General features: G+C 44.5%; 14 protein-coding genes. 5 read left to right on the top strand and 9 right to left on the bottom strand.

The window, feature by feature from the left end:
- Nucleotides 1-33: 33 nt before the first annotated feature.
- Nucleotides 34-939 carry a 30S ribosomal protein S6--L-glutamate ligase gene (gene rimK / locus L5L77_RS04030; protein WP_113939182.1) on the top strand — a complete coding sequence of 302 codons (906 nt, stop codon included), beginning with the start codon at nucleotides 34-36 and terminating at the stop codon, nucleotides 937-939.
- Nucleotides 940-997: 58 nt separating this feature from the next.
- On the opposite strand, the gene L5L77_RS04035 is transcribed toward rimK, so the two are convergent.
- From L5L77_RS04035 to L5L77_RS04050, 4 genes are all read right to left on the bottom strand, one after another.
- Nucleotides 998-1,690: a TorF family putative porin gene (locus L5L77_RS04035; protein WP_105250314.1), complete on the bottom strand. Its 693-nt coding sequence runs from the start codon at nucleotides 1,688-1,690 to the stop codon at nucleotides 998-1,000.
- Between the two features lie 291 nt (nucleotides 1,691-1,981).
- Nucleotides 1,982-2,254, bottom strand: coding sequence for an HU family DNA-binding protein (locus L5L77_RS04040; RefSeq protein WP_006079990.1), 273 nt, complete (start codon nucleotides 2,252-2,254; stop codon nucleotides 1,982-1,984).
- A 159-nt stretch (nucleotides 2,255-2,413) separates the two neighbouring features.
- A complete protein-coding gene (locus tag L5L77_RS04045) occupies nucleotides 2,414-3,211 on the bottom strand; it encodes a response regulator (protein WP_105250312.1) in 798 nt (265 codons plus the stop codon).
- Nucleotides 3,212-3,293: 82 nt separating this feature from the next.
- Nucleotides 3,294-3,674, bottom strand: coding sequence for a hypothetical protein (locus L5L77_RS04050; RefSeq protein ID WP_105250311.1), 381 nt, complete (start codon nucleotides 3,672-3,674; stop codon nucleotides 3,294-3,296).
- A 128-nt stretch (nucleotides 3,675-3,802) separates the two neighbouring features.
- Here L5L77_RS04050 and L5L77_RS04055 point away from each other — a divergent pair, with 128 nt between their 5' ends.
- Nucleotides 3,803-4,312, top strand: a complete 510-nt coding sequence (locus L5L77_RS04055) for a DUF4240 domain-containing protein (protein WP_263139852.1) — start codon at nucleotides 3,803-3,805, stop codon at nucleotides 4,310-4,312.
- Between the two features lie 13 nt (nucleotides 4,313-4,325).
- On the opposite strand, the gene L5L77_RS04060 is transcribed toward L5L77_RS04055, so the two are convergent.
- Both L5L77_RS04060 and L5L77_RS04065 read right to left on the bottom strand, forming a co-directional pair.
- Nucleotides 4,326-4,640 (bottom strand): hypothetical protein, encoded by a 315-nt coding sequence (locus tag L5L77_RS04060; protein WP_263139850.1) that lies wholly within the window; start codon nucleotides 4,638-4,640, stop codon nucleotides 4,326-4,328.
- A gap of 135 nt (nucleotides 4,641-4,775) precedes the next feature.
- The gene (locus L5L77_RS04065; protein WP_105250308.1) at nucleotides 4,776-5,084 is read right to left on the bottom strand and encodes a hypothetical protein; all 309 of its coding nucleotides are present in this window, start codon (nucleotides 5,082-5,084) and stop codon (nucleotides 4,776-4,778) included.
- A 279-nt stretch (nucleotides 5,085-5,363) separates the two neighbouring features.
- Here L5L77_RS04065 and L5L77_RS04070 point away from each other — a divergent pair, with 279 nt between their 5' ends.
- Entirely contained in the window at nucleotides 5,364-5,888 is a 525-nt protein-coding gene (locus L5L77_RS04070; RefSeq protein WP_131523944.1) for a DUF3016 domain-containing protein, read from the top strand.
- A gap of 43 nt (nucleotides 5,889-5,931) precedes the next feature.
- Here L5L77_RS04070 and L5L77_RS04075 read toward each other — a convergent pair whose 3' ends face one another.
- Nucleotides 5,932-7,689, bottom strand: a complete 1,758-nt coding sequence (locus tag L5L77_RS04075) for a GGDEF domain-containing protein (protein ID WP_263184527.1) — start codon at nucleotides 7,687-7,689, stop codon at nucleotides 5,932-5,934.
- Nucleotides 7,690-7,854: 165 nt separating this feature from the next.
- Nucleotides 7,855-8,163 carry a prephenate dehydrogenase gene (locus tag L5L77_RS04080; RefSeq protein WP_263184525.1) on the bottom strand — a complete coding sequence of 103 codons (309 nt, stop codon included), beginning with the start codon at nucleotides 8,161-8,163 and terminating at the stop codon, nucleotides 7,855-7,857.
- 48 nt (nucleotides 8,164-8,211) lie between these two features.
- Between L5L77_RS04080 and L5L77_RS04085 the strand changes: the two genes are divergently transcribed.
- Nucleotides 8,212-9,114 carry a TraB/GumN family protein gene (locus L5L77_RS04085; RefSeq protein ID WP_263184523.1) on the top strand — a complete coding sequence of 301 codons (903 nt, stop codon included), beginning with the start codon at nucleotides 8,212-8,214 and terminating at the stop codon, nucleotides 9,112-9,114.
- A gap of 33 nt (nucleotides 9,115-9,147) precedes the next feature.
- Here L5L77_RS04085 and L5L77_RS04090 read toward each other — a convergent pair whose 3' ends face one another.
- Nucleotides 9,148-9,921, bottom strand: a complete 774-nt coding sequence (locus tag L5L77_RS04090; RefSeq protein WP_105250303.1) for a methyltransferase domain-containing protein — start codon at nucleotides 9,919-9,921, stop codon at nucleotides 9,148-9,150.
- Nucleotides 9,922-10,648: 727 nt separating this feature from the next.
- Between L5L77_RS04090 and L5L77_RS04095 the strand changes: the two genes are divergently transcribed.
- Nucleotides 10,649-11,479, top strand: coding sequence for a MaoC/PaaZ C-terminal domain-containing protein (locus L5L77_RS04095; protein WP_106651707.1), 831 nt, complete (start codon nucleotides 10,649-10,651; stop codon nucleotides 11,477-11,479).
- Nucleotides 11,480-11,488: the final 9 nt, after the last annotated feature.

Here is an 11,488-nt window from a genome sequence, read left to right on the forward strand (position 1 = left end):
TTATTCACTCATGCTTAAGTTGGTCACTCAGCAATGAAAATAGGTATTTTATCCCAATTCCCCCAGTTGTATTCAACACAACGTTTAGTCGCGGCTTGCCAAAGTCGTGGACATGAAGCTGTCGTGATCAATACGCTGAATTGCTACATGAATATTAATTCTATTAAACCTAGCATTCATTATGAAGGTACTGAATTAGTTGGGTTTGATGCCATCATTCCGCGTATTCATGCTAGCGTGACTTTTTATGGTTGTGCCGTTGTACGTCAGTTTGAAATGATGGGTGTATATGCCGCGAATGATTCAATCTCCATTGCGCGTTCGCGGGACAAATTGCGGGCACTGCAACTACTTTCCCGCAAAGGGATTGGCATGCCAGTGACGGGTTTTGCCAATAAGCCAAATGATATCCCAGATCTCATCAATATGGTGGGCGGCGCTCCGTTAGTCATTAAATTACTCGAAGGCACTCAAGGGATTGGTGTCGTACTCGCTGAAACTAAAACGGCTGCTGAGAGCGTGATTGAAGCATTCTTGGGGCTCAAAGCGAATATCTTAGTACAGGAATACATTAAAGAATCCAATGGTAGTGATATTCGTTGTTTTGTTGTCGGTGACAAGGTTGTTGCTTCGATGAAACGTCAAGGTCCCGAGGGTGATTTTCGCTCGAATCTGCATTTAGGGGGTTGTGGTGAGGTGGTAAAAATCACCTCTGTTGAGCGTAAAATGGCTATTGCCGCTGTGAAGGCGATGGGATTGGTTGTCGCGGGAGTAGATATTTTACGTTCTAACCGTGGTCCACTGATCCTTGAGGTTAATTCGGCGCCAGGCATTGAAGGGATTGAGCAAACAACAGGGATTTCAGTGACTGAGCCTATTGTTGAATATATTGAGAAAATGGTTGCGGCCCGTAAAACAAACCGGTCAATTATTGCCTAGTAGGTGATTGTGATAAAACGACGCCACTTTTTAAGGTGGCGTTTTTTATGTTTAGAGCTTATAGATCAAAACTGTAGGAATATCCGAGTACTAGTTTGGCATCATCATCGGTGAGATCGGTATCTGAGACCATAAATGACACTGTGCCTATGCTGGTATCTGCGCTGAGAGTCACGTTATAGTCGGCATAATTATCTTCGCCAAACCAAGATTGGACGACATCACCGTTTGAGTAACCATAGTGCACTGATAAACTCAGCTTTTCAGTGAGAGGAACGGATACCGTCGCGGCAAGATAACTGAGATCTTTATTATCTAAAGGATCGGCGGCCAGATCGTCACCGGCATTGATGACTTGGGAGTAAGCAAGTTCGAGCCATTTCCACGTGACAGCAGCATGGAGCTCACCAAAATCAATACTGCCTGGCGCGTCTGGATAGGCGTAGTAGAGATAGCCAAAGTCGTAGCTGATGTCTTCGGTAATACTGCCGCCATAACCCGCATATAGATCAAGCTCGTAGCTAGTATCATCACCAAAATCCACATTCGATGCCCAAGTTCCCGCATAAAATCCAGAATCGTGGCTGTAGTCAAGGCCACCTTGGATTGCGACCGCATCTTTAGTTTGGGTCGCACCGCGCCATAGATAATTAGAGGTACCGCCAATGTTGCCTGATACGGCTGCAAAGGCGTTGCCTGCCAGTAACATTCCCGTCGATAAGGCCAAAACGCTGTACAGTGATTTCTTCATGCTCATCCCCTCGATTGACTTATTTATCGATTCACCATTGGCACACTCAAAGTCAGCTGTGTTCATTAGTGCATCTTGGTTTTTTTCTAAGGAAGGATTTGCTAATCACATGCCACTATTACAATGCCATGTAAAACAAGGTATTAGAACTTGCAATGTTAATGAAATGTTTTTATTTGCCAGTTTGTGGGGCAGAGGCGCACTTTTGTTGTGCAAAAAATATTCAGTGCTTCACTGGGATTGGGCAAAAAAAACGCCTCACAATGGAGGCGTTGTATTGAATTTTATAACTTAGTTTACGCTGTCACGTAGGGTTTTACCCGCTTTAAACTTAGGCACTGTCGCTTCAGCAATTTGAATTTCTTTACCCGTTTGTGGGTTACGGCCAGTGCGAGCGGCACGAGTCGCTGTTTCAAAAGAACCGAAACCTACGATGGAGATTTTGTCACCATTTTTCATTGATTCGGTAATAGCTGCTTCAAAAGACTTCAATGCGCGTGCTGCTTCTACTTTCGTTAGATCGGCATTTTCTGCAATTTTGGCGATTAGTTCAGTTTTGTTCATTTTTATTGTCTCTTCTTTCCGTAGATTTATTTGAAATAAGCGTGCCTAACATGCCATAAGGTTTAACACTTGGAAAGCCTTTTGCGTCTAGCGTGCAGCAAGATGTTCAGTAAAGCGCAGAATATTTACTCAGTTCGTGACTTAAGTTTTATTCTGGTTTTATTCTTCTAACAGTTGATAGAGTAATTTTTTAACAAGTTTGGGTTCAAAGGGTTTGTCACATAAGGCATTTACACCCGCTTGGGATACATTGCTGAGGTGGGTATCGTTGGCTTCGGAAGACACCATCAAGATGGGAATGTGTGATTGTTGGCTTTCATTGCGGATAAATTGTGTCAAAGCTAGCCCATCTACACTCGGCATATTGTAATCAGTGATCACTAAGTCGAACATATTGTGTTTCATTAACGCTATGGCTTGCGCGCCATCCTCGGCCTCGGTAATTAGCTTCATCCCTAAGTTACCAATCGTACGTTTAATGACGTTTCTTGCCATACGGCTATCATCGACCACTAATACACGCACATCTTGTACATCGAAATTACTCAGGTCGAGTTCATCGTGGCTGAGTAAATCAATCGTGGCATTCAATGCTGTACCTAAATGGTCGGCACTGAAGGGTTTAGGTAGAATCGCTACTACACCCGATTGGCGGAATATTTCAAGTTGCTCACGGCGGCACTCACTCGAGACCAGCATAAATTGGATATCTTTGCAGTCAGCGTTGGCCCTTAAGTAGCCCAAGAGATCGATGGCAGTGCCATCATCGAAATGCATGGCGCTCGCAATAAGGTCAGGTTTATGGCGAGCAATAATATCTTTAGCCGCTTCTATGTTTTCTGCGGTTTGAATGCTGAGAATGCCTTCTTGTTGTAAGCGCTGAATAATAATTCGACGCTGTGTCTCTGAAGGTTCTACCAAAAGAATGGAAAGTTCGCTGGGCGATAAATGGCTCATAGTCTACTTCAAGTTAAAAGTCGTAAGTATTTTACTGGGTCGCTAAGCTACGCTGTTGATAACAGCTTAGCAACAAAGTCCATTACTGAGTTTGGCGGGTCAAATAGTGTCTCGTGACCTTAGAAAATGCGATCCAATACTGCACGAGTAAAATAACAATAATGCTCACTGTGAGTGGCAACATAGGAATGTTGTGGCCAGAAACAACTACTTTTACATCCTCAGGGGTAATGCGATAGGCAATAATTGCTGTAATCCCCAGTGCCGAGAATCCTAAGGTTTGCATGCCAATATAAATCTTCAACACTAAGCTAGACCACGGCGCCCGTATGAGTATGCCAACGAGCACGGGGAGGACACCTAGGGTGAATACATCAAGGGATTGAGTCATCACAGTACGCCAAAGTGCAGCAATGCTGAAGAGGCAATATAACGTGATCAGTAGTATAAGACGTTTAGGCATAGATTGAAGTGCACACCAGTAGCAAAGAAGATGAGCAAGTGTAGGAAATGCCCTAATCCGAGTCCAGTATAACCGTAATATCGTGTAGAATATGCCTTTTTACTAGAGGCTCTAAATAGGTGACGTTTATGACAGAAGTTGAGTTTTGGGGTTTAGTCACGCGAACGGAAGCGGCGCAATCACAGGAGTCTTTGACTCAAGCACTGAAGCAGAAACTTGCCGAATTGAGTAATGAAGAGTTAAAAGCTTTCGATAAAATCTTTGGTCAGCAGATGCGCCGTAGTTATTTGTGGTCTGTTTGGGGGGCGGCCTACATTATTACGGGCTGTGATTCTGAATATGCTTTTGCCGAGTTTAGGTGTTTTTTGATTTCACTTGGTAAAGAAATTTTCGAAGGTGTGGTTAATCAGCCTGACGCCCTAGCACGTTTAGTCGCTTGGCCAGAGCGAGATGCCTATGCTTACCCTTTTGTAGATGAATACGACCTTATCGCAGGGCAATTATACGAAGATAGAACCGGTGAGGAACTGCCCTTTATGCCATCGGGCAAGGCGACGCCCGTGGGTAAAAAATTTAGCACTAAGCCCAAGGATTTAAAGCTGCAATACCCTGAACTGAGTGCCCGTTTTCCATTTTAATCTTGGCAATACCTTACGAGCGTAAGCAAGCGTTGGTAGTGACATCGAAGGTCATGCCATATTTAGGGCAGATGTCGCTCATAAACTCATGTTCTTGCGTGGTTAATTGTTGACTAAAATCTTGCTTAAGCTGCTCTGTCATTTGATGTTCAGCCGCATTTTGCGCCTGAGCCAATTTACTCAAATGAACAGTAACAGCTTGTTGCTGGCTGATGGTCAATGGTGCAGCTTGGCTTGAAAGGCTGATACTCGTTCCAATTGTCAGCAGTGCCAATAAAGCGAGTTTTCGTGAATATGGGTTGAATAGATAAGCCGTTTTTAGGTTCATAGGTAAGCTCCAAGTTAAAAATTACGTTTAACACGTTAGTTCTAAATCGTGCATCCTTAGACGGTAAAGAAAACGAGTTGTACTGTGAGGAGCTGAGTTTATTGTATAAATATTGAACCTATGCTGAATGGTTAGTTAGTGCTCATTCTTCATTTCTTCGCATTGAAATCCTTGCTTACGAGTATCGAACTGGCACATAGATCCACATTCCCAAGGCACATTGTCGTAGAAGGCAGATTGTTCGCGTGCAAAATCGCGGCAGGTATTATAGCTGTCAAAGTTATCGGTTTTTTTATATTTTCCTGAATCATAGCCATGGTTGTAGATAAAGGCTGACCAAGTTTTAGGGCCAGTATTTTTGTCACTCGGGGAGATAAACCAAATCGCACTTACGACGCAGGTAAACAGGATAAGAATGAACACAGGTACAACAGGGAATTTCATTTTTTATTAAGTGGGCAATGTAAACAATAGCGGAAGGATAACGCTTTTTTTGTCGTTATGCGCGTGAAATGTTCACAAATTGATAACTATGCACTTACTTGGTGCAATCTCGATACAAAAAGATACGTATCGGTTGTGATGGTTAAACAATATTTACTCAATTATACAAAAGCTTACGACACATTTGCTGTACTTATATCAGTTTTGCGTTAAGCTCTAGTTCAGGTTAGATTTTGTACTGTAGTTCTCAAGAAAGTTATCTAGGCCTTGGAGGCAAACATGAAAATTCAGTCCCTTTTACTCGCAGGTGTATTAAGTTGCAGTGCGGCTTGGGCGGCCGATGAAGCGCCTGTGGATCCCGTCACCGAAGATGGTGTGGTTAAAATTGTTTGGCAAAGTCCTAAAGATTATCGCGATATAAAATCATCAGGGGAGCTCCAATCCCGTTATGAGAAGCGATTATTTGAGACCTTAACTGAAAACATCAATAAAGAAGCCGCGAAGATTTTAAAACCAAATCAAAAGCTTGAAATGACCATTACCGATGTTGATCTTGCGGGTGATATGCGTCCAACATTTGGTGCGACCGCCAATGATTTACGCATTATCAAAGACATTTATCCGCCGCGTATGACTTTTTCTTATCAAGTCATGGAAAACGATAAAGTGATTATCGCGGGTGATGAAAAACTGTCGAATATGGGGTTCATGGATGGGATCCAATCTTTAAATGATAAACCTTTTATGTATGAAACCAAAATGTTAACCGAGTGGTTAAAGAAGACGATTGCACCACAGCTTTAATATCTCATATCGGTCGCTAATGCTGAGGATTTAAGCTGTTTAGCTATGCCGTTAGGGTCTGAGTGTCGATAATCAGATGATTTTCTAACAGGTAAAATCCGTTATTTGCGGATTTTGCCTGTTTTTTTGCCCTAGCGCTTAAGGTAGATAGACTGTGTTCATGGGCGTTAAAGGTGAGTGCGGGGGGTAAAATGCCTACACACAGACTGATCAATTGATGGTAACAGGCTTCACCTTTTCTATCGTCGGCGAGCATTTCCTGGGCCTGCCAGTGATCTGCGCTATAAAACAAATGCTTATGGGTTTCAAAATCCGCTAGAATTCGCTGGCAACGGCTGATCATATGCTCACAGGTGCTGATAATTACAAAGTCATCGCCGCCGACATGACCAACAAAGCAATTGTCGCTTTTATACTTCAGTAACAGATTCGCCACTTCACAAATCACTTCATCGCCACGGCAAAATCCATAAATATCGTTATAGGGCTTAAAGTTACACAGATCAAAATAGGCTAGATAAAAATGTTTCTTTTGGATCTTAAGGCGTTTTAATTCCTCTTGAATGGGCACATTACCCGGCAAGTCTGTCAGAGGATTCGCATGGTGCGCCATCTTAATTCTGTGCTCTGTGATCCTTTGTAGCAAATCCTTGGTATGGCCTATGCCGAGTAGTTTTCCACGGCGAAGGATAATGAACTGTTGCGCTACCGTATTAGCACTCTCTGAGGTCAGTAATTGACTTACGGTGGATAACGGTTCGTTGGCCTCAATCTGGATAACTTGCGGGTCCATCACTTCACTCACAGCATGATTTTCATGTAAGGCGCGACCATAGGGTGTGCTGAAGAGTTCAAGTAAGGTCGCGCGGCTGATAATACCGAGTGGCAACTGGTTATCGACCACTACAACCGCCTGTAATGCAGGTTGCGAGATAAAGGTGTCACTTAAAAATTTGAGTTTAAGTGTAGGCACTACGGTTATGGCGCTCGTGCACAGGCTCTCGGCCGATTCGCTGTATCTAGGTTGAATTTGAGTATTGCTCGGCACTAAGGTCGCTTTCATCGCGCGGCAGGGGAGCACTTCTGGACGACCGAGTAAGTAGCCTTGGCAATAGACGATACCCAGTTGTTTGAGTACGGCTAATTCCTCTTGCGTTTCAATTCCTTCGGCTATCACTTTGCAGGTTAAGCTTTGGCATAACTCCACAATCGAGCGGACAAATTCCTGTTTTACGGGAGTCGAATCAATCTGATGGATAAAGTGACGGTCGATTTTGACATAGTCAGGTGACAATTCTGACCAGAGTCTCAGACCCGAATAACCTGCACCTAAGTCATCGATCGCCGTTAAAAAACCTTGGCTACGATAGTGATTTAAGCAGGATTTGAGTAAATCGATATCATCGGCGGGATATTGCTCTGACAGTTCAATCACAACCTGTGATGGCGCTATGCCAAGTTGTTGCAGCAGTTGTAAGGTCATGCCCTTGGGGTGGGCGGGATCTAACAATGCCTTGGGCGAGATATTGATAAACAGCTTGCCTTGAAACTGACGCAACTTAAATTGCTCGAGTGAAATACGGCGACAAAGGGTTTCTAGCTCGCTTAATTTACCTTGATGTTCGGCGGTCTGAAATAGCGGGACTGGGGAGTATAACGGGCTGTGTTCAGGGCCACGGCTTAACGCCTCAAAACCATGAATTTTATGTTCTAATATATTGAAAATTGGCTGAAATAAGGGACTGATTGCCGCTTTAGAGATTATTTTATCGAGCTCTTTAGCCAGATCTAAACTTGTCATTACGTCAGCCTCTTCGTCTATGTGAGCGGAGTCTATGACTTAGAAATGACAAAATGATGACAGTTTTGGGGAAGCTTAGTGCTATCTATCTGTGTTGGTGGGCTTGATTGGATATGCCATGGAAAGAGCTGAAATCTAAGGTGAGTTCCAGCTCCTAATCTCGGTTTAGCTTTGCTTCTTAAAGGCCTGCAATGTTTGCAGTAATGCGCCTAACTGACGCACATAGGTTTCGAGTTCTTTAGGATCGAGCGTTTGATGTCCTTCCATGCGAGTTAAGTCATCGACCAACTCTTGCACATAGGGCAGAAAGCGATTACTCGAAGCGATAAAACCTTGTTCTGCCGTGAATATGCTGGTGAAGTTTCCATGGCCAGCTTTCTTTAGCTCATCTAACTTAGCGTCGGCGTCTATGGCTTGGCGATAGGCGATTTGAAGATTTTCTTTCAGTTGCTCTACAACCTTGGTATGTGGCATAACAGCGTCTCATTGCAAAATTTGCAGGAATTATAAGGGGCAAAGGATATGGCAACAAGCCAATGGCGACTAATTGCATCAATCTGTTTTATGGCGTTAGCGGGTTTGAGCGCAAAAGTGGTGGGCGCAGAAACCGATAAACCACCATTTTATCAAGTGCAATGGCAAGGCAAGAGCGCGTATTTGCTGGGTTCGATTCATATTGGACGTGCCGACTTTTATCCTTTACCCACCCAAATTGAAACTGCGTTGGGTAAAGCTAAGGGCTTAGTCGTAGAAGTCGATATCAATAAAGTCGATAGCACAGCCTTACTGCAGCAATACGGCCGCGCCGATAAAACTAAGGGTTTAGATTGGCAGAGCCGAGATAAGCAAACGGTCGAGAGCATGACGCCCTATTGCGCGGCCACGGCAAATGTTTGCCAGTCGATTCAATCTTTCGCACCTTGGCTGCAGGCTACTCAAGTTAACTTATTGCGTTATAACGACTTAGGTTACAGCACGGATTATGGCGTTGATATGCAGTTGATGGCTCGATATGCGACTTTGCCTGTGTATCCGTTGGAAACCGCCGAGTCACAATTTCAATTGTTAGCGTCTTTTAATAGTCAAGAGCAGTGGTCTATGGTGCGTGAGGCGATTAGCGCATCGGATGCGGAGCTTTTATCGTTAATAACGGCTTGGCGTTCAGGTAATGAAACTGAGCTTGATTCCATAATGCAGGAGCAAATGGGCGGCGAGGGCGACACTAAAATGCTAGAGAAAATCCTCTGGCAGCGAAACCATGCGATGGCCGATGGCATTATAAAATTAATGGGCTCGATTGACGTGGCTTCACCTTTGTTTGTGGTGGTTGGTGCTGGCCATGTGGTGGGGGATAAAAGCGTGGTGCAATTGCTAGAACAAGCAGGCGCCAAAGTGAGCGCCTGCTGGAAACAGACTTGTCAGTAATCGTTTAGGCAGCGCGTTTGTAATGACGCGCGCTCACACTGCAGAGCTTTGCCCTAAAAAGTGCACATATCGGCCCAGCGAAATATAGGGTTCGCGTTGCGAGTACTCCAGCTCCATTTGTAGCAGCTTGTGATAGTCGAAATCCGCGGGCTGACTCTTTTTCAAATAGTCGTGGATTACACGCACGCCAGACTGGCTGATGAGCGACATTCGCCACTCGCTAAACCAATCTTTAACTTCTTGAATATAAAGCGGATGAGTGGGAGTTAGTCGCACTTTCTTCTTCACTTTTAAATCAGCGGCGACGTAATCGAAATTGCCCGACACTAAAGCATGAAAGCGCATGGCTTCTTTGTTGTAAAACATCAAAGAGAATAATCCGCCGGGTTTTAGCATAGTAAGTAAACCCGCTACAGTGGGCTTAGCATCCGTTAACCATTCAACGACCGCATGACACAGTATAATATCGAAATAGCCATGGTTATCGACCGATAATGCTTGGATAGGCGCATGGATAAGCTGGATAGCTAATGGTTCAGGTGAGGCATCAATTTGTTCTTTGGCTTGAGCCAGCATCTCAGCAGAGATGTCGCAGAGTACAACTTCGTGGCCGAGGCGCGCTAATCTTTGGCTAAAGTAACCAAAACCACCGCCCGCATCTAATACTCTGAGTTTTTTATCCCCCAGTTTTGCCAGCGCGGGGACGAGGTCGCGCCATAGCACAGCGGCACGAATTTCGCCCTTGGGCGTACCATAGATGTTTTTCGCAAATTTTTGCGCGAGCTTATCAAAATTCTTATCTTGCACGTGATAACTAGGTTAAAGAGAGTGGAACGATAGTGTGGCACAGTCGTAAATTTTTCGCACTCTGGAGATGTTATTGCCGAGTTGAGATGGATAAATTTGCATCGTTAATTTTTAATCTATTGATTTTATTAGTAGTAATTATTCCTACTAAACTTAGGGATACACAGAACTCTGTGCTCTGGGTTATAATCACGCCGTTTTCGCCAAACCTGACTCTATATACCCAAGCGACCTGAAGATACGAGTTTCAGAGCGCCTAGGATGCTTCAATTCAAGGCGCATCAATGACAGAATGTCGGCCACCTTTTGAATTGATGCAACACGGAAGTGAAGCATCCTAGGCGCTCCGTCCCGGCGGGTTTTAACGCACTTTATGCTGTGTTGGTTATTTTGAACTTAGCCCGCTAGGTCCGCAAATAACCGCAATCGCCATGGATGGCGTTAATGCCATTTATGCAGGAGCAATAAAGGGCCTTGCCTAAAGTGCGTTAAATTCCCGCTGAATCCTGCATTTTCAGGTTGTTTGGGTATAGTTGTCCATTCGGAGAGTCAGCATCAGCCCTTATTAAGACGCAGCACTGCCTGTTTTACACTCGTTATCAACTTGATTGAGCAGACGTTACTCGTCTGTGCGGGGTAATTTATGGCAATGCATTTATGTGCCAAGGGATAGTTAATTAAAAGGTACTCAGACTTGAATAATGCATATTGTGTTGAATTGAACGCGATGCCGTCGCTGTTTTCTCTTTATCGCAAGATCTTCTTTGGCCGTAAGCCGGGTTGGGATCAGCAACCGCTGCCCTATATAAAGGTGACTGCGCCGCATGTGACTGTGTCTGAAACTAAAGTAAGCCAATATGCGCAGGTGTGTGGTTTTCAATTTGACGGTAAAGTGCTGCCGCCAACCTATTTGTACGTGATGGCATTTCGCCTGCATGCGGTGATTTTTACCCACGATGGCATCACTTTCCCACTGCTTGGGATGATCCACCTAAAGAACCGCATTCAAGTGTATCGCCCTGTAACGGTTGACGAGACTTTCTCCCTCGAGTGTGCCTTGACCACAAGCCGTGAGACGGATTCTGGCTTAGAGTTTGAATTTGTGTCTAAGGCGTTTGTGGGTGAAGAACTCGTTTGGGAATCGCTTTCCACCTATTTATATCGTATCGATGTTGCTGGACGTCGGGTTCGTCCACCTAAAGCCATTGATATGGCGTGGGAAACGCCACAAAGCTGGAGTTTGAGTGAAGATTTAGGTCGTCGTTATGCTAAGGCATCTGGTGACTATAACTTGATCCACTTGCATCCTGTGCTCTCAAAGCGTTTTGGTTTTGATCGCGTGCTCGCCCATGGTATGTGGTCTAAGGCCCGTTGTTTGGCGGAGTTGATGCCAAGCATTGGCGATCGTCCATTTACTGTGGATGTGACCTTTAAACTGCCACTGTTGATGCCTGCCGATGTTGGATTTGGCTATGAGCAGAATGCTAATAATATGGTATTTGAATTACGTGACAGCAAAGGCCGTCGACCTCATTTAAGTGGCGATGTGCAGTTTTAAGCCGCACTC

This window comes from Shewanella sp. SM29, from assembly GCF_025654245.1.
Taxonomy (GTDB): Bacteria; Pseudomonadota; Gammaproteobacteria; order Enterobacterales; family Shewanellaceae; genus Shewanella; species Shewanella oncorhynchi.

Coding starts and splice junctions, on each gene's coding strand:
- L5L77_RS04075 (WP_263184527.1), bottom strand. CDS start 7,689: ATGACAAGTTTAGATCTGGCTAAAGAGCTCGATAAAATAATCTCTAAA.
- L5L77_RS04080 (WP_263184525.1), bottom strand. CDS start 8,163: ATGCCACATACCAAGGTTGTAGAGCAACTGAAAGAAAATCTTCAAATC.
- L5L77_RS04045 (WP_105250312.1), bottom strand. CDS start 3,211: ATGAGCCATTTATCGCCCAGCGAACTTTCCATTCTTTTGGTAGAACCT.
- L5L77_RS04050 (WP_105250311.1), bottom strand. CDS start 3,674: ATGCCTAAACGTCTTATACTACTGATCACGTTATATTGCCTCTTCAGC.
- L5L77_RS04065 (WP_105250308.1), bottom strand. CDS start 5,084: ATGAAATTCCCTGTTGTACCTGTGTTCATTCTTATCCTGTTTACCTGC.
- L5L77_RS04085 (WP_263184523.1), top strand. CDS start 8,212: ATGGCAACAAGCCAATGGCGACTAATTGCATCAATCTGTTTTATGGCG.
- L5L77_RS04060 (WP_263139850.1), bottom strand. CDS start 4,640: ATGAACCTAAAAACGGCTTATCTATTCAACCCATATTCACGAAAACTC.
- L5L77_RS04035 (WP_105250314.1), bottom strand. CDS start 1,690: ATGAAGAAATCACTGTACAGCGTTTTGGCCTTATCGACGGGAATGTTA.
- rimK (WP_113939182.1), top strand. CDS start 34: ATGAAAATAGGTATTTTATCCCAATTCCCCCAGTTGTATTCAACACAA.
- L5L77_RS04070 (WP_131523944.1), top strand. CDS start 5,364: ATGAAAATTCAGTCCCTTTTACTCGCAGGTGTATTAAGTTGCAGTGCG.
- L5L77_RS04055 (WP_263139852.1), top strand. CDS start 3,803: ATGACAGAAGTTGAGTTTTGGGGTTTAGTCACGCGAACGGAAGCGGCG.
- L5L77_RS04095 (WP_106651707.1), top strand. CDS start 10,649: ATGCCGTCGCTGTTTTCTCTTTATCGCAAGATCTTCTTTGGCCGTAAG.
- L5L77_RS04040 (WP_006079990.1), bottom strand. CDS start 2,254: ATGAACAAAACTGAACTAATCGCCAAAATTGCAGAAAATGCCGATCTA.